Annotated in this window: 22 protein-coding genes; 19 read left to right on the forward strand and 3 right to left on the reverse strand. The window is 64.7% G+C overall.

What is annotated here, in order from left to right:
* The first annotated feature begins 227 nt into the window (after positions 1 to 227).
* The 12 genes from flhA (at position 228) to G513_RS0101510 (ending at position 11,632) form a co-directional block, all read left to right on the forward strand.
* On the forward strand, positions 228 to 2,303 hold the full coding sequence (gene flhA / locus G513_RS0101455) for a flagellar biosynthesis protein FlhA (RefSeq protein ID WP_022975051.1): 2,076 nt from the start codon (positions 228 to 230) through the stop codon (positions 2,301 to 2,303).
* Between the two features lie 26 nt (positions 2,304 to 2,329).
* Entirely contained in the window at positions 2,330 to 3,808 is a 1,479-nt protein-coding gene (flhF, locus tag G513_RS20800) for a flagellar biosynthesis GTPase FlhF (RefSeq protein ID WP_022975052.1), read from the forward strand.
* Positions 3,801 to 4,727, forward strand: a complete 927-nt coding sequence (locus G513_RS20805) for a MinD/ParA family protein (protein WP_022975053.1) — start codon at positions 3,801 to 3,803, stop codon at positions 4,725 to 4,727. Before flhF ends, G513_RS20805 begins: the two co-directional genes overlap by 8 nt.
* Positions 4,728 to 4,732: 5 nt before the next feature.
* Entirely contained in the window at positions 4,733 to 5,521 is a 789-nt protein-coding gene (locus tag G513_RS0101470) for an RNA polymerase sigma factor FliA (RefSeq protein ID WP_028475005.1), read from the forward strand.
* A gap of 16 nt (positions 5,522 to 5,537) precedes the next feature.
* Positions 5,538 to 5,930 (forward strand): chemotaxis response regulator CheY, encoded by a 393-nt coding sequence (locus G513_RS0101475; RefSeq protein ID WP_022975055.1) that lies wholly within the window; start codon positions 5,538 to 5,540, stop codon positions 5,928 to 5,930.
* Positions 5,927 to 6,706: a protein phosphatase CheZ gene (locus tag G513_RS0101480; protein ID WP_022975056.1), complete on the forward strand. Its 780-nt coding sequence runs from the start codon at positions 5,927 to 5,929 to the stop codon at positions 6,704 to 6,706. Before G513_RS0101475 ends, G513_RS0101480 begins: the two co-directional genes overlap by 4 nt.
* Positions 6,707 to 6,730: 24 nt before the next feature.
* On the forward strand, positions 6,731 to 8,671 hold the full coding sequence (locus G513_RS0101485) for a chemotaxis protein CheA (protein ID WP_022975057.1): 1,941 nt from the start codon (positions 6,731 to 6,733) through the stop codon (positions 8,669 to 8,671).
* Positions 8,671 to 9,411 carry a flagellar motor protein gene (locus G513_RS0101490; protein WP_022975058.1) on the forward strand — a complete coding sequence of 247 codons (741 nt, stop codon included), beginning with the start codon at positions 8,671 to 8,673 and terminating at the stop codon, positions 9,409 to 9,411. Before G513_RS0101485 ends, G513_RS0101490 begins: the two co-directional genes overlap by 1 nt.
* 11 nt (positions 9,412 to 9,422) lie before the next feature.
* Positions 9,423 to 10,352 (forward strand): flagellar motor protein MotD, encoded by a 930-nt coding sequence (gene motD / locus G513_RS0101495; RefSeq protein ID WP_022975059.1) that lies wholly within the window; start codon positions 9,423 to 9,425, stop codon positions 10,350 to 10,352.
* Complete coding sequence (locus tag G513_RS0101500; protein WP_022975060.1) at positions 10,349 to 10,849, forward strand: chemotaxis protein CheW; 501 nt, start codon at positions 10,349 to 10,351, stop codon at positions 10,847 to 10,849. The genes motD and G513_RS0101500 overlap by 4 nt, the downstream gene beginning before the upstream one ends.
* A 70-nt stretch (positions 10,850 to 10,919) precedes the next feature.
* Entirely contained in the window at positions 10,920 to 11,270 is a 351-nt protein-coding gene (locus G513_RS0101505; protein WP_022975061.1) for an STAS domain-containing protein, read from the forward strand.
* Complete coding sequence (locus G513_RS0101510; protein ID WP_022975062.1) at positions 11,267 to 11,632, forward strand: response regulator; 366 nt, start codon at positions 11,267 to 11,269, stop codon at positions 11,630 to 11,632. Before G513_RS0101505 ends, G513_RS0101510 begins: the two co-directional genes overlap by 4 nt.
* A gap of 119 nt (positions 11,633 to 11,751) precedes the next feature.
* Here G513_RS0101510 and G513_RS0101515 read toward each other — a convergent pair whose 3' ends face one another.
* Genes G513_RS0101515 through G513_RS0101525 form a run of 3 tightly spaced genes read right to left on the reverse strand, consistent with a single transcriptional unit; the run spans position 11,752 to position 14,483 of the window.
* Positions 11,752 to 12,261, reverse strand: coding sequence for a hypothetical protein (locus tag G513_RS0101515; RefSeq protein ID WP_022975063.1), 510 nt, complete (start codon positions 12,259 to 12,261; stop codon positions 11,752 to 11,754).
* Positions 12,258 to 13,688, reverse strand: coding sequence for an amidohydrolase family protein (locus G513_RS0101520; RefSeq protein WP_022975064.1), 1,431 nt, complete (start codon positions 13,686 to 13,688; stop codon positions 12,258 to 12,260). The genes G513_RS0101515 and G513_RS0101520 overlap by 4 nt, the downstream gene beginning before the upstream one ends.
* 3 nt (positions 13,689 to 13,691) lie before the next feature.
* Positions 13,692 to 14,483: a MerR family transcriptional regulator gene (locus G513_RS0101525; RefSeq protein ID WP_022975065.1), complete on the reverse strand. Its 792-nt coding sequence runs from the start codon at positions 14,481 to 14,483 to the stop codon at positions 13,692 to 13,694.
* A gap of 372 nt (positions 14,484 to 14,855) precedes the next feature.
* On the opposite strand from G513_RS0101525, the gene G513_RS0101530 reads away from it, so the two are divergent.
* The 7 genes from G513_RS0101530 to G513_RS26170 all read left to right on the forward strand — a co-directional run bounded on the left by G513_RS0101530 (position 14,856) and on the right by G513_RS26170 (position 25,514).
* On the forward strand, positions 14,856 to 16,880 hold the full coding sequence (locus tag G513_RS0101530; protein ID WP_028475008.1) for a chemotaxis protein CheW: 2,025 nt from the start codon (positions 14,856 to 14,858) through the stop codon (positions 16,878 to 16,880).
* Positions 16,881 to 16,935: 55 nt separating this feature from the next.
* A complete protein-coding gene (locus tag G513_RS0101535; RefSeq protein ID WP_028475009.1) occupies positions 16,936 to 17,463 on the forward strand; it encodes a chemotaxis protein CheW in 528 nt (175 codons plus the stop codon).
* Between the two features lie 109 nt (positions 17,464 to 17,572).
* Positions 17,573 to 21,619, forward strand: coding sequence for a methyl-accepting chemotaxis protein (locus tag G513_RS26165; RefSeq protein WP_022975068.1), 4,047 nt, complete (start codon positions 17,573 to 17,575; stop codon positions 21,617 to 21,619).
* A 10-nt stretch (positions 21,620 to 21,629) separates the two neighbouring features.
* Positions 21,630 to 22,493: a CheR family methyltransferase gene (locus tag G513_RS0101545; protein WP_022975069.1), complete on the forward strand. Its 864-nt coding sequence runs from the start codon at positions 21,630 to 21,632 to the stop codon at positions 22,491 to 22,493.
* Between the two features lie 2 nt (positions 22,494 to 22,495).
* On the forward strand, positions 22,496 to 23,116 hold the full coding sequence (cheD, locus tag G513_RS0101550) for a chemoreceptor glutamine deamidase CheD (RefSeq protein ID WP_022975070.1): 621 nt from the start codon (positions 22,496 to 22,498) through the stop codon (positions 23,114 to 23,116).
* A complete protein-coding gene (locus G513_RS0101555; RefSeq protein WP_022975071.1) occupies positions 23,116 to 24,189 on the forward strand; it encodes a protein-glutamate methylesterase/protein-glutamine glutaminase in 1,074 nt (357 codons plus the stop codon). Before cheD ends, G513_RS0101555 begins: the two co-directional genes overlap by 1 nt.
* Positions 24,190 to 24,287: 98 nt before the next feature.
* Entirely contained in the window at positions 24,288 to 25,514 is a 1,227-nt protein-coding gene (locus G513_RS26170; protein WP_022975072.1) for a methyl-accepting chemotaxis protein, read from the forward strand.
* Positions 25,515 to 25,532: the final 18 nt, after the last annotated feature.

A 25,532-nucleotide genomic window follows, 5' to 3' on the forward strand; every position in this document is an offset into this window, starting at 1 on the left:
GACGCTGGAATTTTTTGGGGAGCGACCCAGGAATTTTCCCCTCGTCATTCCCGCGCAGGCGGGAATCCAGTTCTGATGCGGCGCGCTAGGGCCGAAACTGGATCCCCGCCTGCGCGGGGATGACGGGACTTTATGTGTGGTTTAGCTTGAAAGCGCGCTAGAACGGAACTTGCACCCGCCCCCTCGAGGGCGTGCGACAAAGACGTCCTCCTTTTTCCGGAGGACCGATGCCGATCGCGATCAACAAGCTGCTGGCCAATCTGCGTGGCCCCGATAGCATGGCGCGGGGGCTGGGCGCGCCCCTGTTGTTGATGATCGTGCTGGCGATGATCGTGGTGCCGCTGGCGCCGTTCGTGCTCGATCTGCTGTTCACCTTCAACATTGCGCTGTCGATCATCATCCTGCTGGCCGTCGTCTACGTGATGCGGCCGCTGGAATTCAGCGCCTTCCCGACCGTGCTCCTGCTGGTCACCCTGCTGCGGCTGGCGCTGAACGTCGCTTCCACACGCGTCGTGCTGCTGCACGGCCATCAGGGTGGAGCGGCGGCCGGACACGTCATCGAAGCCTTCGGCAACTTCGTGATCGGCGGCAATTACGCGATCGGCTTCATCGTCTTCGTGATCCTGACCCTGATCAATTTCATGGTCGTCACCAAGGGTGCCGAGCGAGTGTCCGAAGTCTCCGCGCGCTTCGTGCTCGATGCCCTGCCGGGCAAGCAGATGGCGATCGACGCCGACATGAATGCCGGTTTGTTGACACGCGATGAAGCCAAGGCGCGGCGCGAGGAAGTGCGCGAGGAAGCGGATTTCTACGGCTCCATGGACGGTGCTTCGAAGTTCATCCGCGGCGATGCCATCGCCGGCATCATGATCCTGTTCATCAACATCATCGGCGGCCTGTTCATCGGCACGCTGAACCACGGTCTCGGCATCGGCGAGGCGTTGAAGAACTACACCTTGCTGACCATCGGCGACGGTCTGGTCGCGCAGATTCCCAGTCTGCTGATGTCGACCTCGGTGGCGATCCTGGTCACCCGCATGTCCAAGGCCGGGCAGATGGGTACGCAGGTGATCAGCCAGGTATTCGCCGAGCCGAAAGTGCTCGCCGTCACCGCTGGCGTGCTCGGCCTGGTCGGCATCATTCCGGGCATGCCGAACGGCGTGTTCCTGTGCCTGGCGGCGATCTGCGGTGGCGCGGCCTACATGACCGCGCAACGTACCAGGCAGAAGGCGAGGGCAGTGAAGAACGCACCGCCGCCAGCCGCCGCGGCACCGGCCGAACTCGGCTGGGATGACGTTCAGCAGGAAGATCCGCTCGGCCTCGAAGTCGGCTACCGGCTGGTGCCGCTGGTCGATGCCAAGCAGGGCGGCGAGCTGATGGCGCGGATCAAGGGCGTGCGCAAGAAGCTGACCCAGGAACTCGGTTTCCTGGTCCAGCCGGTGCACATCCGTGACAACCTCGAACTCGCGCCCAGCGCCTACCGCATCACTCTGCACGGCGTGCCGGTGGCCAGCGGCCAGGTCTATCCGGATCGCGACATGGCGCTGAATCCGGGCCGGGTGTTCGGCACCGTCGAAGGCATCGCGACCAAGGATCCGACCTTCGGCCTCGATGCCGTGTGGATCGAACGCGGTGCCCGCGATCACGCTCAGACCCTGGGCTACACGGTGGTCGATCCGGCCACCGTGGTGGCCACGCATCTGTCCCAGATCGTCAAGGACCACAGCCACGAACTGCTCGGCTTCGATGAAGCCCAGCAGCTGCTCAACGCGCTCGGCAAGAGCGCGCCGAAGCTGGTCGAGGACCTGGTGCCGAAGGTGCTGTCGCTGTCGGCCTTCGTCCGTGTGCTGCAGACCCTGCTCGCCGAACGCGTGCCGCTGCGCAACCTGCGTGGCATCGCCGAAGCGCTGGCGGAAGCGGCCCCGCGCAGTCAGGAACCCGTCGTCCTCGCCGCCGCTGTACGGGTTGCGCTGTCTCGCCAGATTGTTCAGGAAATCAATGGTCTGGAGCCCGAACTGCCGGTTCTCACCCTGGCGCCGGCGCTGGAACGCGTCCTGCAGGAAAGCCTGCAAGGAGGTAGCGCGGTGCTGGAACCAGGACTCGCCGAACGGATGCACCAGTCGCTGTCGGACCAGGTACGTCGCCAGGCGCAGAACGGTCAGCCCGCAGTGCTGCTGGTGCCGGCAGGCCTGCGGCCCTGGCTTGCCAAGTTCACGCGCCAGTCGCTGCCGGACCTGCATGTGCTGGCCTACAACGAAGTACCGGAAACCAAGCAGATCCGCCTGATCGGCGCGATCAGCTAAGGCGTCAAGAACGGAGTCTTTGACCGATGAAGATCAAGCGGTTCGTGGCGAAGAACATGCGTGAGGCCATCCGCATGGTTCGCGAAGAGCAGGGGCCGGATTCGGTGATCCTGTCGAATCGTCGCGTGCAGGGCGGCATCGAAGTGGTGGCTGCCGTCGATTACGACGAAGCGCTGATGCAGCAGTCGCTGCGCCGCGGCGCACAGCCGGCGGATGCCGTCGAGCCACCGCTGCCGGAGCCGAAAGCCGAATCCAATCCTGGGCCCCTGATGACGCCGGCACCGGGCAGCGATCGCGTGCCGCTGGACATCCTGCTGGCCGATTTCGGCGAACCCGAAGCGGCACCGGCAGCATGGCCATCGACGCCGATCAGCAGCCATGCGGCCGCCCCGATCAACAGCCCCATGCCGCGCAGCCAGGCTGCTTCTCTGAGCCCCGTTTCTCTGAACTACGGGCAGTCCGGCAATCAGGCCTTCGCGGTCAGCGCCCAGCCGGGCGCTGCGCTCGCGTCCCATGAATTCGTCGAGCTGCAGCGCGCCATGCAATTGGAATTGGGCGGCATGCGCCGGATGCTGCAGGAGCAGCTGGCCGGCATGGCCTGGAACGATCTGCGCCGCCATCATCCGCAGCGCTACACGGTGCTGAAGACGCTGACCGATCTCGGCCTCGATGCGCCGCTGGCTCGCGAGATCGCCGAACAACTGCCGGAAACCACCAGCGCCGAACGCGCCCGCTTCCTGCCGCTGGGTCTGCTCGCCCGGCGCATTCCGGTAGCCCCGCACGATGCCGTGCTCGAAGGCGGCGTCGTCGCCCTCGTCGGCCCGACCGGCGTCGGCAAGACCACCACCATCGCCAAGCTCGCCGCCCGCTACGCCGAAGCTCACGGCCTGCGCGACATCGCACTGGTGGCCATGGATCACTACCGCATCGGCGCCGCCGAACAGCTCTACACGTACGGCCGCCTGCTCGGCGTGCCGGTCTACACGGTGACGCCGCAGCAGAGCCTGCGCGACACGCTGGCCAAGCTTTCCGATCGCAAGCTGGTGCTGATCGACACGGTCGGCATGAGCCCGCGCGACAACGCGCTGGAGCAGCAGGTGCAGATGCTCAACCAGGCCAGTACCCGCCTGAAAGTCTTCCTGACCATTGCCGCCACCAGCCAGTCCGGCGATCAGGACGACGTGGTGCGCCGCTTCGGTGGTATCGGTCCTGGAAGCAGGATCGCCGGCTGCGTCATTTCCAAGCTCGACGAAACCACGCGGATTGGCGGCGCACTGAGCGCAGCCATTCGCCACCAGTTGCCGATTGCCTATGTGACCGACGGTCAGCGCGTGCCTGAAGACCTGCAGGTAGCCCGCGCCGATCAGCTGGTCATCCGTGCCCAACAACTCGCCCGAGCCACCCCGATGGATATCGATGAAGAAACGATGGCCATGCGCTTTGCATCGAGCATGGCCCCAGGTTTCACCCCTGGTTTCGACGGAGGAGTTCAGGCGCATGTCTAAGCTCGAACTCTCCAGTCAAGGCACGTCGCCGGTACTCGATCAGGCTGCCGGCCTGCGTCGCCTGAAGCCGGCCCAGCCGGTGCGGGTGATCGCGGTCACCAGCGGCAAGGGTGGCGTCGGCAAGACCAGCGTCTCGGTCAACCTCGCGGTGTCGATGGCACTCGCCGGCCGTCAGGTGATGCTGCTCGACGGCGATCTGGGCCTGGCCAATATCGATGTGATGCTCGGCCTGCAGCCGAGCTACAACCTGGCCCACGTGCTGGAAGGCAAGTGCCGCCTCGAAGACACGCTGATGATCGGCCCGGCCGGCGTGATGATCGTGCCGGCATCGAGCGGCAAGCGGCACATGGCCGAGCTGAGTGCGGTCGAACATGCCGGCCTGGTGCGGGCGTTCTCCGAGCTTGATCGGCCGCTCGACGTGCTGATCATCGACACCGCGGCCGGCATCGCCGATTCGGTGATCACCTTCAGCCAGGCGTCGCAGGAAGTGATCGTCGTGGTCACCGGCGATCCGACCTCGCTGACCGATGCCTACGCGCTGATCAAGGTGCTGAACCGCGATCACGGTGTCGAGCGCGTGCAGGTGCTGGCCAACATGGTCCGCGATGCCGGTGAAGCGCAGAGCGTCTACGAAAGCCTGCGCCGGGTCGCCGAGCGTTTCCTCGATATCACCTTGAGCTTCATCGGCGGCATTCCGAACGATGACTGGCTGAAGCGCGCGGTGCGCCGCCAGCGCACGGTGGTCGAGGCCTATCCGAACTGCCCGGCGTCCGAAGCGTTCCGCCAGCTCGCCCGCAAGGCCGATAGCTGGGGCATGCCGACTGGCGCCCGCGGCAACCTCGAATTCTTCGTCGAGCGTCTGGTCCATTCGCCGCTGCCGCGTCTGGCGACGCCAGCGCTGGCCGGAGTTGCGTCATGACCGCCATGCCTCCGGTGCAGGCCTATGCCCGCAGCAGCGGCGCGGCCGTGGTCAACGAAGCGGCGCTGGTCAGCCAGCATCTCGATCTGGTCAAGCGCATCGCCTGGCATCTGGCCGCGCGCCTGCCGGCCAGCGTCGATACCGATGATCTGGTGCAGGCCGGCACCATCGGCCTGATCGAAGCCGCACGTCACTACAGCGGCGATCGCGGCGCCAGTTTCGAAACCTATGCCGGCATCCGCATTCGCGGCGCGATGGTCGACGAGCTGCGCCGCGGTGACTGGGCGCCGCGCTCGGTGCATCGGCGCATGCGCGCGGTGTCCTCGGCGATCCGCGCGATCGAACAGGAATCCGGCCGCGAAGCGCGTGACTCGGAGATCGCCGAAAAGATCGGTGCGTCCCTGAGCGAGTACCACGAGATCGTTCGCGATGCCACGCAGTGCCAGGTGCTGTCGATGCACGGCTCTGCCAACGATGACGACGACGATCGCGATTACGAAGTCGCCGACAGCGCCGCCACGCCGTACGACGCCGTCGAACAGGCCGCGTTCATGACTGCGCTGACGGTGGCCATCGGCGAACTGCCGCCACGCGAAAAGCTGGTCATGTCCCTGTACTACGACGAAGAGCTGAACCTGCGCGAAATCGGCCAGGTCATCGACGTCACCGAATCCCGCGTCTGCCAGCTGCACGGCCAGGCGCTACTCCGATTGCGCGCCCGCTTGAGCCAATGGCGCGACAGCCGCAGCGAAGCCGCACCCCGCAAGCGCCGCAGCGCAATACCCGTCAACTGAACCCGAGCCAGCCCGCATGGACAAGAACCTCAAGATCCTGATCGTCGATGACTTCTCGACGATGCGCCGCATCGTCAAGAACCTGCTCACCGATCTCGGCTACACCAACACCGCCGAGGCCGATGACGGCAAGACCGCCTGGCCGATGCTGCAGGCCGGCGGCTTCGATTTCGTGGTCACCGACTGGAACATGCCGGGCATGACCGGCATCGACCTGCTGCGCGCGATCCGCGGCGACGACAAGCTGAAAAGCCTGCCGGTGCTGATGGTCACCGCCGAAGCCCAGCGCGACCAGATCATCGACGCCGCCAAGGCCGGCGTGAACGGCTACATCATCAAGCCGTTCACGGCGCTGACTCTGAAGGAAAAGCTCGACAAGATCTTTCAGCGGTTCGAGCAAGCCGCGTGAGCGCCGTTGTGGTCAACCTCCACACGAGGACCGTCGAGCGCGAAACGCCGACGATTCCCGATCGCGCCGAATACATCGGCCGGCTGCGCGAGCTGCTGTCGGCGCTCGAAGCCGACGATCAGGGGCTGTTCGAAGCGCGCCTGAACCAGCTGATGCGGCTGCGCGAGGAAGGCCTGTTCGTCAACCTCGCCAAGCTGACTCGCGAGCTGCATCAGGCGGTCAAGGATCTGAACTTCGATGATCGTCTGCAGCAGCTGGCCGGCAGCGAATTGCCGGATGCCTGCCTGCGGCTCGATTACGTGGTCAAGCTCGGCGAGGACGCCGCTCATCGCACGCTCGATGTCTGCGACGACAGCCGCGTGCTGCTCGATCGTCTGAATGGTTGCGTCGTGTCGCTCGACGATATTCGCGAGCGTCTGCCGATGGTCAGCCAGCAGCCGTTCAGGGCGCTGACCGTGGCCAATGACATCGATCAGGTCGAGCACACGATGCGCGAGATCGGGGCAGGCCTGCGCGGCCACTTCTCGACCATCGCCCAGGCGCAGGAATATCAGGACCTGAGCGGCCAGGTGATCCGCCGCGTGATTACCCTGGTGCACAACATCGAAGGTGCCTTGATCACCTTGCTGCGCGCGACCAACGAAGGCCAGCGGGTGCCGGCATCGCCGACCGCGAATGCCAACGGCGAGCTCGCAGGCCCGGCAGTGCCAGGCCTGAGCAGCGGAGGCCAGAGCCAGCAGGACGCCGATGCCCTGCTCGCCGAGCTGGGCTTCTGATCGGACTCCCGGAAAGATCAGACCATGAGCGGGATTGACGACGACATCCGGGCCGACTTCCTCATCGAGGCCGGCGAACTGCTGGACCGGCTTGGCGAACAGCTCGTCGATCTGGAACGGACGCCGGATGATCGCGAGCTGCTGAACGCCGTATTCCGCGCCTTCCACACCGTGAAGGGCGGCGCCGGATTTCTGAACCTGACGGCGATGGTCGCCCTCTGCCACATCGCCGAGGAGGTGTTCGGCATGCTGCGCGCCGGCCAGCGGCAGATGACGCCGGAGCTGATGGACGCGACCATGCAGTCGCTCGATCAGCTGGTGTCGATGATGGCCGAGGTTGCCGCCGGCAATGAGCCGACGCCGGCACCCGAAGCACTGCTCGCCGCATTGCGCGCCCATGCCAAAACGCTTCCGCCTGCCGCGGTGGTCGCGCCGAAAGCTGTGGCGCCGAAGCCGAAGGCACGCAAGCCCGCGAAGGCCGCGCCCGCTGCCGATCCGGTCGCTGATCCAGACGGGATTTCCGATGACGAGTTCGAAGCGCTGCTGGACCAACTGCATGGCACCGCTCCGGTGCAGGCCGTCAGTGCAGCGCCGGCGTCGGACACGATCAGCGAAGACGAATTCGAAAAATTGCTGGACCTGTACCACGGCAACGGCGCGCCGGGGGCGGCGATTCCCGTCGTTGTGCAGGGTTTTGATTCTGTAAAAGCGAAGCCAGCAACTGAAGTGCACGCAAAGCCCTCTCCCCCCGGGAGAGGAGAGAACAGCACCGCGCCAACGGCCGAAACCACGGTGAGAGTCGACACCACCCGTCTCGACCAGATGATGAATCTGGTCGGCGAGCTGGTGCTGGTGCGCAACCGGCTGAAGACCTTGCGCGGCAAGCATGCGACCGCCGAAGCCTTCGCCAAGAGCGTCGGCGAGCTCGATCACATCACTCGGAGCCTGCAGGACGCGGTGATGAAGATCCGCATGCAGCCGATCAAGAAAGTGTTCTCGAAGTTTCCCAAGCTGGCGCGCGATGTCGCGCGCGGCCTCGGCAAGCAGGTGGATGTCGAGCTGATCGGCGAAGACACCGATCTCGATAAGAATCTCGTCGAAGCGCTGGCCGATCCGTTGGTGCACATGGTGCGCAACAGCGTCGATCACGGCATCGAACTGCCGGCGGCTCGCGCGGCGGCGGGCAAGCCGGCGATCGGCAAGCTGGTGCTCGCTGCCGTTGCCCAGGGCGATCACATCCTGATTTCAGTGCGCGATGACGGCGCCGGCATCGATCCGGAAAAGCTGCGAAGGAAGGTCGTCGAGAAGGGCTTGATGGAGGCAACACTCGCCGCCCGCCTGACCAGCGATGAATGCCTGCAGCTGGTGTTCATGGCCGGCTTCTCGACCAAGGAACAGGTCTCCGATCTGTCCGGCCGCGGTGTCGGCATGGACGTGGTCAAGTCGAAGATCGTGGCGCTCAATGGCAGCGTCAGCATCGAATCGAAGATCGGCCAGGGCAGCTGCGTGAAGCTGCGCGTGCCGCTGACCCTGGCGATCCTGCCGGCGCTGATGGTCGCGGTCGGCCAGCGTCTGCTGGCGCTGCCGCTGGCCGATGTCTTCGATGTCTTCGCGCTCGATGAAACCCGCCTGCGTCGGCTCGATCAGTGGCAGGCAGTGCTCTACCGCAACACCACCCTGCGGTTGATCGATCTGCAGCAGTGGAGCAATTCGCAGGGCCCGTCCAGTGACGCGCCGCGCCATGTCGTCGTCGCCCAAGCGAATGGCGAGCGCTACGGCTTCATCGTCCATACCGTGAAGGCGCGCGAGGAAGTGGTGATCAAGCCGCTCGGCCTCGGCCTGCGCGGGCTCGCCGGTCTGGCCGGTGCGACGGTGACCGGTGAAGGCCGCGTCGCCTTGATCGTCGATTTCCCCGGCCTGGTGCGCGCCTGGTCGACACGCCTGCACGGCACGCCGGTGTTCTGATGGATTTCCTGAGCATCATCGGTTTCGTGCTGGCGATGATCGCGCTGATCGGCGGCTCGATCCTCAAGGGCAGCGGCGTCGCCGCACTCTGGGGGCCGGCAGCGTTCGTGATCGTCATCGTCGGCACCTTGGCGGCGATCACCATGCACACGCCGATGGCGACCTTCAAGCGCGGCATGCAGATGGCCAAATGGGTGTTCAAGCCACCGCATGCCGATGGCCCGGCGCTGATCGCCAAGATCGTCGAATGGAGCAACAGCGCCCGCAAGCAGGGCCTGCTGGCGCTCGAAGGCGCGGTGAACAGCGAGACCGATCCGTTTATCAGGAAGGGTCTGCAGATGCTGGTCGACGGTGCCGAGCCGGAAGTGATCCGCTCGACCCTCGAAGTATCGGTATCGACGCGCGAGCACTTCGATCTCGCCGGCGCCAAGGTCTGGGAAGGCATGGGCATCTATGCGCCGACCCTCGGCATCATCGGTGCGGTGATGGGCCTGATGGCGGTGATGCAGAACCTCAACGATCCCTCGAAGCTAGGCCACGGCATTTCCGCGGCGTTCGTCGCCACCATCTACGGCATCGCCTCCGCCAACCTGTTCTTCCTGCCGATGGCCTCGAAGCTGAAGGCCGCGGTGGCCGATCAGGTCCGCACCCAGGAAATGATCATCGAAGGCCTGATCTCGATTTCCAACGGCGAGAACCCGCGGAACATCGAAGTGAAGCTGTCGGGCTTTCTTCACTAGGCGCGGCAGACATGGCCCGCAAGCGAGGACACGAGGAACACGCCAACCACGAAGCCTGGGCGATCCCCTATGGCGATCTGGTGACCCTGCTGCTGGCGCTGTTCGTGGTGCTGTATTCGATGTCTTCGGTCAACGAGGGCAAGTACAGAGTGCTGTCCGATTCGCTCAACGAAGCCTTCGGCGGCAAGCCACGCGCGGCACAGCCGATCCAGATCGGCGATCAGCCACCGCGGGGTGACAAGCCGGCACTTATCAAGCCGCTGCCGAAGATGACCACGCCGCCGCTGAAAGTGCTGTCCACCGGCAAGCCGGCTGGCGAACTGCAGTTGATGGCCGATCAGGTGCACAAGGCGATGGTCGATCTGATCGACAAGAACCTGATCCGCGTGCGCCGCACCGAGCTGGCGCTGGAAATCGAGATCGGTACCGACATCCTGTTTGCCAGTGGCGTCGCCGATGTCTCCACCGCCGCACGGCCGGTGCTGGCGCGGCTGGCGGCGATCCTGGAACCGTTCCCGAACAGCATCAGAGTCGAAGGCCATACCGATGATCTGCCGATCGCGACGGTTGCCTATCCCTCGAACTGGCAGCTGTCTTCGGCGCGCGCGGCGAGCGTGGTGGCGTTGTTCATGGGGCAGGGCATCGCGCCGGTACGGATGAGCGTGGCCGGCTTCGGCGAATACCGGCCGCTGGCCTCGAACGACAGCGCCGATGGCCGCAACCGCAACCGCCGCGTGCTGATCGTCATCCCGCGCACCGAGCCACCGACGATCACCGCCGCTTTCGATGACGGCGATGCCAGTGATCCGACCGCGACACCGCTTGCACAGCAACTCGCCCCGGCCATCGATCGCGCCATCGAGTTCGGTAGTGCTCGGCCGAAAGCCGATCAAGACCTTGCCGCTGCCACCTTGGCACCCGCTTCCGAGACCTCACGATGAACATCCGCCCCGCTCAGGACGCCTCCAACCGCTGGGTCACCTTCGAACTCGCCGGCCAGCTCTACGGCCTGGAGATTCTCAAGGTGCAGGAAGTGCTGGCCGATGCCGAAATCGAATCGGTGCCCGGCGCGCCGAGCGTGATTCTGGGCGTCATCAATCTGCGCGGCTCGATCGTCACGATGATCGATCTGCGCCGCCGCCTCGGCCTGGCGCCGCGAGTGCTCGATGCCCCGGTCTGCTGCGTGATCGTCGATTGCAAGGGCGATGGCCAGAGCGAGTCGAGACGCGAACCGGTGGGCTTGCGCGTCGATCGTGTCGTCGACGTGCGCCGCATTGCCGATGCCGCGATCAAGCCGGCGCCAGTCACCGGCGGTCCGAAGACAGCAGCCGCGTCCGCCGTGCTCGGCGTGCTCAGCCGGCCGGGCGAAATGCTGACCTTGCTCGATGCCGATCGCCTGGTTGCCGCACTTGAATCTCCGCTGGCCCATGCCGCATGACGCCGATAAGCCGACACCGGCCCGAGGAACAGGACTTGCCTGAAGAGCTTGCAATCCGAGAGATCAAGCCATGAACGCAGCAGCGGCCGAACATGCCGTCCCCCATCGTCCGAAAGCCGCCAGACGCGCGCCGAAGACGGCCGTCCGGCAAGCGCTGAAGCTCGACGCCGACCTCGGCATCGAGCAGACCGCGGCGCTACGCGAACAACTGGCCGCCTGCATCGACGATGCCGAGCCGGTGGTGTTCGCCGCCGGCGACGTGCAGCGCCTGCACACCGCCAGCCTGCAGCTGCTGCTGATGTTCTGCCGCAGCCGCCAGGCCGCCGGCCGCGCCACCGTCTGGCGCGATCCCTCCACTTCCTTGCAGGCCGCCGCGAAAGTGCTCGGCCTTGCCTCACTACTCCAGGTTGATCCCTCATGAGCCAGCGCGTCCTTGCCGTCGATGATTCCGCCTCGATGCGCCAGATGGTGGCGTTTACCCTGAAGGCCGCCGGCTACGACGTGGCCGAAGCCGAAGACGGCGCGGTGGCGCTGAAGCTGGCGCAGACCGAGAAATTCCGCCTGGTGCTGGCCGACGTCAACATGCCGAACATGGACGGCCTGACCCTGGTCAAGAACCTGCGCACCCTGGCCGACTACAAGTTCACGCCACTGCTGATGCTGACCACCGAATCGACGCCGGAAAAGAAGGCTGAAGGCAAGGCTGCGGGTGCCACGGGCTGGCTGGTGAAGCCGTTCAATCCGGATCAGTTGATTGCGACGATTCAGCGGGTTTTGAGCTGAGAGAAGCGTTTTAGATAGTCTCCCTCTCTCATCGCGGGAAAGGGTTTCAGAACTTCAAAAAACCCTTTTCATGTCGCAGCGTGCCCGCGCCATCTTGTCGATGATCTGTTCTTCGAGTTTCATCGTCCGGAACGCTTGGTCGCGAACGCAGCCGGAAGCTGCCACCCGCTGCCCTCGATCTGGGAGATGTTGCTGACGATGCGCCAGCAGCCCCGCGACCGGACCAACTGGAAATGGTGCAGCCCCCGCGCGAGCGGGCGGCCTTCATTCGCAGGAACGGCGATCTGGAAACTACTGTAGATCGAGGCGATGTCGCCGAAAATACGCGTCTCGCGCTTGTACTCGCGTTCGATGAAGCCGGACCGGCCATAGACCTCCTGCGTCTGTGTGCGTAGCGTGGAGAGATCGGCTTTGATCATCGGGGCGTTGCTGGCACCGGGCATCATCGTGACAAAAACGCCTTGGTCGACGAACAGCCCGCCAATCCGATCCCAATCCCAGGTTCCGCCTGCTGGCACGGACACAAGGTCGTAGACCGCGCTCACTGCGCTATCTGCCGTTTCGCCGTCACGGCAGACAGATGGCGAAGCCGTCGAGGCGGCTATCAGGGCAACAGCCATGGCGATCACCGCTTCGCCTCCGCCTTCAGATCCGCTGGCCGATGATAACGACCGTTCTCTACGACGCCTGTGACTTGGGACAGGGCATGGATGTCGATCGACGGATCGGCATCGAGAAATAGAATGTCGGCTTCCATCCCCGATTGCAGGCGTCCTGTCCGGTCATCCAGCTTCAGAAGGTGCGCCGCGTTCGACGTCGCCATCCGCAGCACGTCCCAAGCCGGGATGCCGGCCGCGACGTGCAATTCCGCCTCGCGTGCGACGCTGACGCCGGGGGCCACGAATGGATTGTTCATGTCGGTTCCGATCGTCAGGGGTACGCCAGCCTCATGCAGCATCCGCACAAACCGCTGAACCTTGGGCCACACGGCCTGAGCCCGTGTGTAATCGTCCGATTTCCAGCCGAGATCGAAGCGGAACGCAGTCTTCCAGTTCTCGACCATCGCCGGATAGGCCCATGCCACGTCCCGGTCGCGATAGGCGAGGTCGTCACCATGGAAGGCGAGGTTGAAGGCGATGAGCGTCGCATCCACCGGGATGCGCTTCTCCGCGACCGTCCGGATCATGGTGGTGATTTCGGGGCCGTCAAGATCGGCCTGCTCGTACCATTCGAAGAAGGCATAGGGGCCGGGACGACGCTGCGCGAGGTAGGCCGCACGCCTGTCGGACGGCAGGAGGTACGGCGAGATCGGCATGGCGTGCACCAGTGAGTCGATCCCCAGCCTCGCCGCCTCTGCCCAACTCACGTCACCCAGATGCGCGATCGTGGTGACGCCAGCGGCATTGGCGGCCTGGATGCCGGACGCCAAGTCGCTCGGTGTCAGAGCCTCGTAGAGCTTCACATAGTTGACCCCGGCGCGGGCTTGGGCCTGCACATAGCCGGCAACATCATGCGTATCGTCGACACGATCGACGAGACCACGCACGGGAAAGGCGGATCGATCGATGACTGCTCCCGCGACCTTCGCCTCCGGCCCACGTAGGCGTCCAGCTTTGACCGCATCGCGATAGGCGACAGCGCGGGCGGTATCGCCGCCCGGATCGCGGATCGTTGTCACGCCAGCTGCCAGCAGCATCAGCGCATCGTGGCGGGTGATCGCGTCGCTTCCGGCAACCATCAGGCTGACCGCACCATCATTGACCTGCGGTGTCACCGGACCAAGCGTGATGTGCGCGTGCGTGTCGAACAGTCCGGGCATTGCGAAACGCCCCGTCATTTTGGCGCGCGCAGCCCCGGCGTAGCGGCGAGGCACACGACCCTGCCCGATAGTCTCGATGCGTTCCCCGAGAACGACTACGTAGCGGTCCGGGAGCCGATGTTTGGTCAGCGGATCGAGGATGGTGACGCCCGTATAGATCGTCTCGCCGGTAGCGAGGGCTGGTAAAGATACTGTGCCGAGCATCAGCAAGGCGGCAAAAAGCGAGCGCATGCGCATAGTTCAACCTTTCTCAGGCGATTTGATCCGCAGATTGATGGCGGAGCGGAGGAATACCAGCGTTTCGGCCAAGGCGGGATCGGCGGTTATGCGGATCACGACGCGGCGAAGTGCGGCGGCTTCCGCGGTGTCGGCACCTGGGATGTCGAGCGCAGCGGCAAGCACCAGCCAACGATCCGCCAGCGCACGAGCCCTGTCGGAGCCGGGATCGCCATCCGCGGCGGCAATGGCTGCCTCGCCGAGCAACTCGCCGATCTCCGCTTCCGTAACCCCGTCGGCGACAGACTGGTTCACGATGGCGCGCACGGCCGCCTGCTCGCTTTCATCGCAGGCCGCTGCCTCGATCGCCGTACGTAGGGTCTTCAAGTCGCTCGCCGGCAGAGGGGCGAGATCACGCGCCAGTTCGAGCAGCAACTGCGCTGACACTTCGCCGCTGGTCGCAAACTGATCGCGTGCCTGCTGAACCCGTTTCAGCTGATTGCGGGCGGTGCGGATGATCGACGCCAAGTGTCTGGCCTGAAGATCCATGATCTGGCCGATGGCGAGACCGTCGCGGTCGAGCATCTCGCCAATCTGTTTCAGCGACAGGCCGAGGGTCTTCAGCGCCAGAATCTGATGCAGGCGCGCGACGTGTGCCGGCCCGTAAAACCGCCAGCCACCTTCGCGACGATCGGGCGTGAGCAGTCCCGCCTTTTCATAAACGCGAAGCGCCTTGATGGAGGTCTTTGCTTCGCGCGCAAGTTCGCCAGGACCTAGCCAGCGATGATCAGCAGGAGGAGTGATGGGACTCGACATGAGTGAAGGATGGGACCGGACCCAGGGTCCGGTACAAGCCCCGACACAGAAAGGCTCTGGCCGGCAAGCTTAACGCAGGTTTTCGATCCCTCTCCCAACCCTCTCCCGCAAGGTGAGAGGGCTTTTGTGCTGCGCTATTGGATAGACCGAGCGGCCGATACAAGCTTGTTCTGCACTGATTTCAGTTTCCCCATTGCGTCAAGGATTTGTCTTCGTGCTCTGGAACAGGGCTTGCCTGCTTGCCTGCAGAACATGCTTTGCGACGGCGCCCGAGGCGCTTTCGCCAGCGCCACCTGCTGCCGGCAGCGAACGAGACAGGCCCATGACCCAGAACCCTTCGTCCTTCCGTGACAGCGAGTCGAGGTCATGCCCGTGAGCATTGATCTCGAACGCTTCCACAAGAGTTTCTTCGAGGAAAGCTTCGAAGGGCTCGATGTGATGGAGCAGGCGCTGCTGGCGCTGAACATCTCCGCCGCCGATGCGGAAACGATCAACACCATCTTCAGGGCTGCCCACTCGATCAAGGGCGGTGCCGCGACCTTCGGCTTCGCCAGCGTCGCCGACTACACGCATGGCGTGGAAACCCTGCTCGACCAGATGCGCAGCGGCAAGCGCCAGGTCACCAAGGCCGATGTCGATCTGCTGCTGAGAGTCGTCGACGTGCTGCGCGGCCTGCTCGGCGCGGCGCGTGACGGCACCGCGTTCGACGCGGCCGCAGTCTCTTCGACGCAAGCCGAAATCGCGCTGGCGCTGGCGGGAGAAGCGCCGGCCGTGGTCGCCGCCATCAAGCCGGTAATCGTCGCCGCGCCGAGCGGCTGGCTGATCCGCTTCGAACCGAAGACCGATCTGTTTCGCAGCGGCAACGATCCGCTGCGGATCATCCGCGGGCTCGATGCGCTGGGGCCGATGGAGGTCGAAGTCGATACCGCCGGCCTGCCTTCGTTCGCGGATGCCGACGCCGAATCCTGCTATCTCGCCTGGACCTTGCGCCTGCATGGCGATGCCACGCGTGGTGAAGTGGAGGAACTGTTTTCCTGGGTCGAGGACGAATGCCGGCTGCTCATCGAGCCACTGGCTGCTGCCGTCAACATCGATGCTCCGGCCCTTGCAGAAGCGGTGGTCGGCATCGAGCCGGGCAAGCCAGCACTGGCGCTGGTCAAGTCGGCCGAGCCGGCAAGCCCGCCGAATGCTGGAGCACCGCGACAGGGTGATGCCGGTTCGATCAGAGTCGGCACCGAGAAGATCGATGCGCTGATCAACCTGGTCGGCGAGCTGGTGATCACCCAGGCGATGCTGACCCAGCGCGCCGCCGATCTCGACCCGGTGCAGTACGAAAAGCTGCTCAACGGCTTGTCCCAGCTCGATCGCAACACGCGGCTGCTGCAGGAAGCGGTGATGGCAACGCGGATGCTGCCGATGGAAGCAGTGTTCAGCCGCTTCCCGAGAGTGGTGCGCGATCTCGCCACCAAGCTCAACAAGCAGGTGCGTCTGGTCACCGTTGGCGAGCAGACCGAACTCGATAAATCGGTGATCGAGAAGATTACCGATCCGCTCAATCATCTGGTCCGCAACAGTCTCGATCATGGTCTGGAAACAGCGGCCGATCGCATCGCCAAGGGCAAGGACGTCACCGGCACCATTCGCCTCAGCGCGTCGCACCAGGGCGGCAACATCGTCATCGAAGTGTCCGACGATGGCCGTGGTCTGGATCGCGCCCGCATCCTCGCCAAGGCGCAGGAGAAGGGCATTGCCTGCAGCGAGACGATGGCCGATGCCGAGGTCTGGCAGCTGATCTTCGCGCCGGGTTTCTCGACCGCCGAGCAGGTCACCGATGTCTCCGGCCGCGGCGTCGGCATGGACGTGGTCAAGCGCAACATCCAGGCGCTCGGCGGATCGGTGGATCTGTCATCGCCGGCTGGCAGCGGCACGCGGGTGATCATCCGTCTGCCGCTGACCCTGGCCATTCTCGATGGCATGTCGGTCGCCGTTGGCGACGACGTCTACATCCTGCCGCTGGGCTCGGTGATCGAATCGCTGCAGCCGCTGCCGGAGCAGGTCAAGCGCATGGCCGGGCAGGGCACTGTGGTCCGCGTGCGCAACGAATATCTGCCGCTGATGGATCTGCGCGAGTGGTTCGGCCTGCCGGGCCAGCGCCGCCTGCCTTCGGAGGCGATCGTGGTCATCGTCGAATCCGAAGGCCGGAAGCTGGCGATGCAGATCGATGAACTGGTCGGCCAGCAGCAGGTGGTGATCAAGAGTCTGGAAGCGAATTACCGCCGGGTTCGCGGCGTCTCCGGCGCGACGATTCTCGGCGATGGCCGGGTGTCTCTGATCATCGACGTCGGCGCCATCGTGCGGCTGTCCAGCCAGTCCAGTCAGGTGGCGGCTGCGGCCTGAAGAACTTGCGACGCCAGCCTTGGCACTCCACCCACAGCATCCCGAGAGTCATCCCATGAACACTGCAGCAGGCGACTACGCCACGATCAACGCACAGGCCGATGGCAACGGTCAGCCCAATGAGTTTCTGACCTTCACGCTGGGCGACGAGGAATACGGCGTCGACATCCTCAAGGTTCAGGAGATTCGCGGCTACGACACCGTGACCCGCATTCCCGATGCGCCGGATTTCATCAAGGGCGTGATCAATCTGCGCGGCACCATCGTTCCGGTGATCGACATGCGGATCAAGTTCCGGCTCGGCAAGGTCGAGTACAACTCGTTCACGGTGATGATCATCCTGAACGTCGCGCGCAGAGTCGTCGGCATGGTCGTCGACGGTGTTTCCGACGTCATGCAATTGACTCCCGAACAGATACGACCGGCGCCGGAATTCGGCAGCGCGGTGAACGCCCGCTTCATCACCGGCCTCGGCGCCTTCGATCAGCGAATGCTGATCCTGATCGACATCGAAAAGCTGCTGTCCGGCGCCGACATGGCGCTGATGGCCGGCCCCGAAGCGCAGTCGCAAGCACTCCAGTAACACCCCGAACCAGCATCCCAATAAGCCTGTTTCCCGGCACCACGCGCGGGAACCGGAATTGCAGAAACCCGACGACACCTGTCCCTGTCTCTCATTCAGGACCCGACTCATGAAACTCCTCGACTCCCTGTTCTCCCGCTCAGCCGATCGCAAGCGGATCGCCGATTACGCCAGCCGCATCGAGGCGATCGACAAGGTGCAGGCGGTCATCGAGTTCACGCTCGACGGCCAGGTGCTGACCGCGAACCAGAATTTCCTGGCGCTGACCGGCTACCGACTCGACGAGATCGTCGGCCAGCATCATTCGCTGTTCGTGACGCCGGAAGAGCGCGCCAGCATCGACTACCGGCTGTTCTGGGAAAAGCTCGGCAAGGGCAATTTCGATTCCGGCCAGTACCGGCGCATCGCCAAGGGCGGCCGCGAGGTCTGGATCCAGGCTACCTACAACCCGGTCCACGGCCCGGACGGCCAGCTGGTCAAGGTGGTCAAGTTCGCCACCGACATCACCGAGTCGAAGATCAGGGCGGCCGATTACGAAGGCCAGCTGAACGCCATCGGCAAGGCTCAGGCGGTGATCGAATTCACCCTGGGCGGCAAGGTCATCCAGGCCAATGACAACTTCCTGAAAACGGTCGGCTACACGATCGAGGAAGTGCGCGGCCAGCACCATTCGATGTTCGTGACGGCGGAGCAGAAGAGCTCGATCGACTACCGCCTGTTCTGGGAAAAGCTCGGCCGTGGCGAGTACGACGCCGGCCAGTATCGCCGTGTCGGCAAGGGTGGCCGCGAGCTGTGGCTGCAGGCTTCCTACAACCCGATCTACGGCCCGGACGGCAAGGCCTTCAAGGTGGTCAAGTACGCCACCGACATCAGCGAAGCCAAGCTGAAAGCCGCGGACTACGAAGGCCAGTTGTCGGCCATCGGCAAGTCACAGGCAGTGATCGAATTCTCGACCAGCGGCAAGATCATCCACGCCAACGACAACTTCCTGAAGGCGGTCGGCTACACGCTCGATGAAGTGCGCGGCCAGCACCACAGCCTGTTCGTCACCGCCGCCGAAAAGGACAGCGAGACCTATCGCAGCTTCTGGGACAAGCTCGGCCGTGGCGAGTACGACGCCGGCCAGTACCGGCGGATCGGCAAGAACGGCAGGGAAGTCTGGATCCAGGCCAGCTACAACCCGATCCTCGATCCTTCGGGCAAGCCGTACAAGATCGTCAAGTACGCCACCGACATCACTGAAGCCAAGATGCAGGCGGCCGATTTCCATGGCCAGATCGCGGCGATCGGCAAGGCCCAGGCGGTGATCGAATTCACGCTGGACGGCCGCATCCTCAACGCCAACGACAACTTCCTGGCGGCCACAGGCTACCGGCTGGACGAGATCAAGGGCCAGCACCATTCGATGTTCGTCGATACCTCCGAGCGCAACGGTGCGGAGTACGCGGCGTTCTGGGTCAAGCTCGGCCGTGGCGAGTACGACGCGGGCCAGTACCGGCGGGTCGGCAAGGGCGGCCGCGAACTGTGGCTGGAAGCCAGCTACAACCCGATCCTCGATCCGGCCGGCCGGCCGTTCAAGGTGGTCAAGTACGCCACCGACATCACCGATGCCAAATTGCGCGCCGCCGATTACGCCGGCCAGCTGAACGCCATCGGCAAGGCCCAGGCGGTGATCGAATTCACCCTGGACGGCAAGATCGTCCAGGCCAACGACAACTTCCTCGACGCACTCGGCTATCGCGCCGATGAAGTGGTGGGCAAGCATCATTCGATGTTCGTCGAACCGCTGACCCGCGGCAGCGCGGAGTACGCGAACTTCTGGGCCAAGCTCGGCCGCGGCGAGTATGACTCGGGCCAGTACAAGCGCATCGGCAAGGATGGCCGTGAAGTCTGGATCCAGGCCAGCTACAACCCGATCCTCGATCCGTCCGGTCGGCCGTTCAAGGTGGTCAAGTACGCCACCAACATCACCGCCGCGAAGATGCAGGCGGCCGATTACGAAGGCCAGCTGAACGCGATCAGCAAGGCTCAGGCGGTGATCGAATTCACCCTCGATGGCAAGGTGGTGCACGCCAACGAAAACTTCTGCAACGCGCTCGGCTATCGGCTGGACGAGATCAAGGGTCAGCATCATTCGCTGTTCGTCGATGCCGCTTCCCGCAACAGCCCGGAATACACGCAGTTCTGGACCAAGCTGGGCCGCGGCGAATTCGATGGCGGCATCTACAAGCGCATCGCCAAGGGCGGCCGCGAAGTGTGGATCCAGGCCACCTACAACCCGATCATCGGGCCGGACGGCAAGCCGCTGAAGGTGGTCAAGTACGCCACCGACATCACCGAAGCCAAGCTCAAGGCCGCGGTCTACGAAAGCCAGCTCGACGCCATCTCCAAGACCCAGGCGGTGATCAAGTTCACGCTCGACGGCAAGGTCCTCGACGCCAATCAGAACTTCCTCAACGCCACCGGTTATGCGCTCGACGAGATCGTCGGCAAGCATCACGGCATGTTCGTCGACCCGGCGCTGCGCGGCTCCTCCGAGTACAAGCAGTTCTGGGAAAAGCTCGGCCGCGGCGAAGCCGAAACCGGCCAATACCGCCGCTACGGCCGGGATGGCCGCGAGATCTGGCTGAACGCGTCGTACAACCCGATCGTCGATGCCGCCGGCCGTCCGACCCAGGTCATCAAGTACGCCACCGACATCACCGCGCAGAAGGTCAAGGACACCGATGCCGCCGGCCAGATGGCCGCCGTCTACCGCGCCCGCTGCGCGATCCAGCTGACCCTCGACGGCACCATCACCCTCGCCAACGACAACTTCTGCCGCGCCACCGGCTACACCGCCGAAGACCTGATCGGCCGTCATCACGACATGCTGCTGGAGCAGACGCCGCAGGCGCTCGCCGAAGGCCGCGAGCTGGTGGCCCGGATCAATCGCGGCGACAGCCCGAACGGCCAGTTCAAGCGCATCGGCAAGGACGGCAAGGTGGTCTGGTTCCAGGCCAACTACAACTCGATCCTCGATCTCGCCGGCAAGCCCTGCAAGGCGGCGATCTTCGCCACCGATGTCACCGATCAGGTCAATGCCCAGCTGGCGCTGAACCGCGCAGTGGAGCAGACGCAGGCGGTGGCGATCGCCGCGAAGGAAGGCGATCTCACCCAGCGCGTGCCGCTGGACGACAAGTCCGGCCAGATCCGCGAACTGTGCGGCGGCGTCAACGCGCTGGTCGAGAACATGGCCAGCGTCGTCACCCGGATCAAGGATTCCACCGAAGCGATCAACACTGCGGCACGGGAGATCGCCAGCGGTAACAGTGACCTCTCGGCGCGCACCGAGCAGCAGGCCGCTTCTCTCGAAGAGACCGCCAGCTCGATGGAAGAGCTGACCTCGACGGTCAAGCAGAACGCCGAGAACGCCCGCCAGGCCAATCAGCTGGCGCTGGGTGCATCGGATGTCGCGCTCAGAGGCGGCAAGGTGGTCGGCGAAGTGGTCGGCACGATGAGCGATATCCAGGCGTCGTCGAAGAAGATCGTCGACATCATCAGCGTCATCGATGGCATCGCTTTCCAGACCAACATCCTGGCACTTAACGCCGCGGTGGAAGCAGCACGCGCCGGTGAACAGGGCCGAGGCTTCGCGGTGGTGGCTGCCGAAGTGCGTAGCCTGGCCCAGCGTTCGGCCGGTGCCGCGAAGGAGATCAAGAGCCTGATCGGCGATTCGGTCGAGAAGGTCGGCAACGGCACGCGCCTGGTCGAGAACGCCGGCAAGACGATGGAAGAGATCGTCACCAGCGTTAAGCGGGTCACCGACATCATGGCCGAGATTTCCGCGGCTTCGCAGGAGCAGAGCCAGGGCATCGAGCAGGTCAACCAGACCATCACCCAGATGGACGAAGTGACCCAGCAGAACGCCGCGCTGGTCGAGGAAGCCTCGGCCGCCGCCCGTTCGCTGGAAGCGCAGGCCAATGGCTTGAGCGAAGCGGTGGCGGGCTTCCGGGTCAACGAGCGCGATGCGGAAGTATCGCCACGCGCATCGGCCCCGATGACCACCACCGTGCCGCTGCGGGCCGCTGCGCGACCGAAGCCGGCGCCGCGTCGTACGGCTGCTGCTGCGGCACCGGCACGAGCCGCCGGTGGCGAACAGTGGACCGAGTTCTGAGACGCCTGCGATGAGCCTTGCAGCCAGTCATCTCGATAGCGTTGAAGCCACGGACGATCGTGACTTCAACTTCACCGCCCGCGATTTCGATCGCGTGCGGAGCTTGATCCACGCCAAGGCCGGCATCGCGCTGTCGGAATCGAAGCGCGACATGGTCTACAGCCGCCTGGGCCGGCGGCTGCGGGCCTTGTCGCTCGACAGCTTCAAGACCTATCTCGATCAACTGGAAGCACGCAACGATGCCGATGAATGGCAGGCGTTCACCAATGCGCTGACCACCAATCTGACCTCGTTCTTTCGCGAGGCGCATCACTTCGAAGTGCTCGCCGAACTTTTGAAGGCGCGTGGTCGGCAGACGCCGATCAAGATCTGGTGCGCGGCGGCCTCGACGGGCGAGGAGCCGTATTCGCTGGCGATCACCGCCGCCGAAGCGCTGGATTCGCTGACGCCGTCGGTGAAGATCCTGGCCACCGACATCGACACCCAGGTGCTGGAAACCGCGCAGGCCGGCGTCTATCCGGAGGAGCGTGTCGACAAGCTCGACGATGCCCAGAAGCGGCGCTTTTTTCGCCGCGGTGCCGGCGCCAATGCCGGCCGTGTGCGGGTCATCGACGAGCTGCGCGAGATGATCAGCTTCCGGCCGCTGAATCTGCTCGATGCCCGTTATCCGATGCGCGGCCCGTTCGACGCGATCTTCTGCCGCAACGTGATGATCTATTTCGACAAGCCCACGCAGCGCGACATCCTCGGCAAGATCGCGCCGCTGCTGAGCCCGGACGGCCTGTTCTTCGCCGGCCACTCGGAAAGCTTCTTCCACGCCACCGACATTGTCACGTCGATCGGCCGCACCGTGTACCGGCGGACAGCCCGCTAGCCATGTACGCGATCCGCAAGGTACGCGACAAGGTGCAGGCGATCGCCGATCCGACGACCTATTTCGACCCCAAGTTCGGCGCCCACGCGATGAAGGTGCTGCCGGGCGAATACGTGGCGACCGATCGCGACGTGATGCTGGTGACCGTGCTCGGTTCCTGCGTCTCGGCCTGCATTCGCGATCCGCTGGCCAAGGTCGGCGGCATGAACCATTTCATGCTGCCGGACATCGAGAACGCCGGCGCCGCCAATGAAAGCGCGCGCTACGGCTCTTACGCGATGGAAATGCTGATCAACGAACTGCTGAAGCGCGGTGCCGCGCGCAGCCGTCTGGAAACCAAGCTGTTCGGTGGCGGCGCGGTGCTGGCCGGCTTCACGGTCTCCAATGTCGGCAAGCGCAACGGCGAGTTCGTGCTGCGCTATCTGGCCACCGAAGGCCTGAGCGTCGCGGCCCAGGACTTGTACGACACCTGCCCGAGGCGGGTTCACTACTTTCCGCTCACCGGCCGCGTGATGGTCAAGCGCCTTGCTTCCGCCAACGACACCGAAGTGCTGGCCAGCGAGCGCTTGTACCGCCACAAGCTCACCGAATCCCCGAACACTGGCAGCGTGGAGCTTTTCTGATGCCTGCAATCCCGAACAAGATTCTCAAGGTGCTGATCGTCGACGACTCGGCGCTGATGCGTCAGTTGCTGACCGAACTGCTGTCCGGCGACCGCGAACTGGAAGTGGTCGGCGCCGCGCCGGATCCCTACATCGCCCGCGATCTGATCAAGGCGCTGAATCCCGACGTGCTGACGCTCGATGTCGAGATGCCGCGCATGGACGGCCTGAGCTTCCTCGAGAACCTGATGCGGCTGCGGCCGATGCCGGTGGTGATGGTGTCGTCGCTGACCGAGAAGGGCGCGGAAGTGACCTTGCAGGCGATGGAACTCGGCGCGATCGATTTCGTCACCAAGCCGAAGATCGATGTGCAGGCCGGTCTGCGCCTCTATGCCGAGGAGCTGGTCGCCAAGATCAAGATCGCGGCGCGCGCCAAGGTCCGCGGCCGGATGCCGGCACCGAGCGGCTCGCGCACCGCTGCCGCAGGCGGGTCGCGGATCTTCCGCACCACCGAAAAGCTGATCGCGATCGGCGCCTCGACCGGCGGCACCGAAGCGATCCGCGAAGTGCTGGAACGGATGCCGGCCGATTCGCCGGCCATCGTCATCACCCAGCACATTCCGGCGCTGTTCTCCGGGCCATTCGCGGCGCGCATGGATCGGAGTTCGGCGATGTCGGTCTGCGAAGCCAGGGATGGTCAGCAGATCGTCCCCGGCCACGCCTACATCGCGCCCGGCGATCGCCATCTGGAAGTGCGCCGCGATGGCGCCCGCTACATCTGCAAGCTCACCGATGCGCCGCCGGAAAACCGCCACCGGCCGAGCGTCGACGTGCTGTTCAAATCAGTGGCCCAGCACGCCGGTGCCAATGCCGTCGGCGCGATCCTGACCGGCATGGGTGACGACGGCGCGCGCGGCTTGCTGGAGATGCGCAAGGTCGGCGCCTCGACCGTGGTGCAGGACGAAGCGAGCAGCGTGGTCTGGGGCATGCCCGGCGCCGCGTTCAAGCTGGGCGCTGCCGATCGCGTACTGCCGCTCGATGCGATCGCCACCGAGTTACTGCGTCAATGCAGCACTGATCGACGGGCCGCTTGAGAGTGCTTGGCGGCGCTCCAGTCCTGTCCTCTACGGCCGATAACCCTGCAATGAACCTTTCGTTGAATTCTTGATTCCGCTCACCTGGACCCTCCGACATGAACACCCTCGATCAACAAGCCTGGCTGCTGCCGTTATCCGGCACCGTGGTGGGCGCTGCGCTGCAGATGGTGGCGACGCCAGCGGCAAGCTGGATCGGCGGGGCGCTCGTCGTCGCCGGCTGGGCTGCATTCGCCTGGCGCAATCGGCGCAGCACCGGCAACCAGCGCCAGCTCGCAGCGATCCACGACGGCCAGTTGCAACACCATCGGCAATTGCTTGAGGAACTGCGCAGCGGCCTGGTCAACGAATCGGCCGGCGTGCAGCACGAAGTCGAACGAGTGCGGACGCTGATCCTCGAATCGGTGCGCACGCTCGGCAGTGCCTTCGAGCAGATGAACAAGCAATCCCGCGCTCAGGAAACGGCCGTCGGCCGCATCCTGAGTCGTGCCGAAAGCGGCGCCGGCGGCAATGGCGTCGACGTGCAGCACTTCGCCCGCACGGCCAGCCAGTTGATGGAAGGCCTGGTCGACATCCTCGCTGGCGTCAGCAAGCAGAGCGCGAACTCGGTGCAGCACATCGATGCGATGGTCAAGCATCTGGATGCGATCTTCGAATTGCTCGGTGATGTGAAGACCATCGCCGATCAGACCAACCTGCTAGCGCTGAACGCAGCGATCGAAGCGGCACGCGCCGGTGAAGCCGGACGCGGTTTCGCCGTGGTCGCCGAGGAAGTGCGCAACCTGTCCGAGCGCTCGACCAGCTTCAACGAACAGATCCGCAAACTGGTGTTCAGCTCCAAGGATTCGATCGCCAAGGTCCGCGAAGCGGTCGGCGAGATGGCGACCCGCGACATGGGTGCGAGCCTCCACGCCCGCAACGAAGTCGGCCGCCTGATGGCCCAGGTCGAAGAGATCAACGTCGCCGTTGCCGGCAGCGCCCGCGAAGCCCACGCCGCCGGCGAACAGATCGGCATCGCCGTCGGCCAGGCCGTGCGCTGCCTGCAGTTCGAGGACATCGCCACCCAGGCACTCGGCGCGGCCCTGGTCCACGTCCGCCACCTGCACCAGATCGGCGACGAAACCCGCGGCCTGCAGGCCGTGCTGGTCAACGAAGCTCGGCCGGAGCCGATCCGCCAGCCGCTGCCAGCCGCAGCACCCAGCTATGTCGCACCGAAGCCTGCTCCGACGCCAGTGGCTGAAGCCGCCAACGATGATTGGCGAGTGCCGGCCCACAAGCCGGTGGCGCAGTTGTCGATGCAGGCGGGGGCGGTGGAGTTGTTTTGAGCCGCTGAAACAGCCAAT

The sequence above is a fragment of the Nevskia ramosa DSM 11499 genome (genome assembly GCF_000420645.1).
Classification (GTDB): Bacteria; Pseudomonadota; Gammaproteobacteria; order Nevskiales; family Nevskiaceae; genus Nevskia; species Nevskia ramosa.

Bases quoted from the DNA above. Each gene is read 5' to 3' on its own strand.
- G513_RS0101535 (WP_028475009.1), top strand. From the start codon at position 16,936: ATGAACACTGCAGCAGGCGACTACGCCACGATCAACGCACAGGCCGAT.
- cheD (WP_022975070.1), top strand. From the start codon at position 22,496: ATGTACGCGATCCGCAAGGTACGCGACAAGGTGCAGGCGATCGCCGAT.
- G513_RS0101485 (WP_022975057.1), top strand. From the start codon at position 6,731: ATGAGCGGGATTGACGACGACATCCGGGCCGACTTCCTCATCGAGGCC.
- G513_RS0101520 (WP_022975064.1), bottom strand. From the start codon at position 13,688: ATGCGCATGCGCTCGCTTTTTGCCGCCTTGCTGATGCTCGGCACAGTA.
- G513_RS0101505 (WP_022975061.1), top strand. From the start codon at position 10,920: ATGAACGCAGCAGCGGCCGAACATGCCGTCCCCCATCGTCCGAAAGCC.
- G513_RS0101555 (WP_022975071.1), top strand. From the start codon at position 23,116: ATGCCTGCAATCCCGAACAAGATTCTCAAGGTGCTGATCGTCGACGAC.
- G513_RS20805 (WP_022975053.1), top strand. From the start codon at position 3,801: ATGTCTAAGCTCGAACTCTCCAGTCAAGGCACGTCGCCGGTACTCGAT.
- G513_RS0101510 (WP_022975062.1), top strand. From the start codon at position 11,267: ATGAGCCAGCGCGTCCTTGCCGTCGATGATTCCGCCTCGATGCGCCAG.
- flhF (WP_022975052.1), top strand. From the start codon at position 2,330: ATGAAGATCAAGCGGTTCGTGGCGAAGAACATGCGTGAGGCCATCCGC.
- flhA (WP_022975051.1), top strand. From the start codon at position 228: ATGCCGATCGCGATCAACAAGCTGCTGGCCAATCTGCGTGGCCCCGAT.
- motD (WP_022975059.1), top strand. From the start codon at position 9,423: ATGGCCCGCAAGCGAGGACACGAGGAACACGCCAACCACGAAGCCTGG.
- G513_RS26165 (WP_022975068.1), top strand. From the start codon at position 17,573: ATGAAACTCCTCGACTCCCTGTTCTCCCGCTCAGCCGATCGCAAGCGG.
- G513_RS0101500 (WP_022975060.1), top strand. From the start codon at position 10,349: ATGAACATCCGCCCCGCTCAGGACGCCTCCAACCGCTGGGTCACCTTC.
- G513_RS0101545 (WP_022975069.1), top strand. From the start codon at position 21,630: ATGAGCCTTGCAGCCAGTCATCTCGATAGCGTTGAAGCCACGGACGAT.
- G513_RS0101475 (WP_022975055.1), top strand. From the start codon at position 5,538: ATGGACAAGAACCTCAAGATCCTGATCGTCGATGACTTCTCGACGATG.
- G513_RS0101490 (WP_022975058.1), top strand. From the start codon at position 8,671: ATGGATTTCCTGAGCATCATCGGTTTCGTGCTGGCGATGATCGCGCTG.
- G513_RS0101525 (WP_022975065.1), bottom strand. From the start codon at position 14,483: ATGTCGAGTCCCATCACTCCTCCTGCTGATCATCGCTGGCTAGGTCCT.
- G513_RS26170 (WP_022975072.1), top strand. From the start codon at position 24,288: ATGAACACCCTCGATCAACAAGCCTGGCTGCTGCCGTTATCCGGCACC.
- G513_RS0101470 (WP_028475005.1), top strand. From the start codon at position 4,733: ATGCCTCCGGTGCAGGCCTATGCCCGCAGCAGCGGCGCGGCCGTGGTC.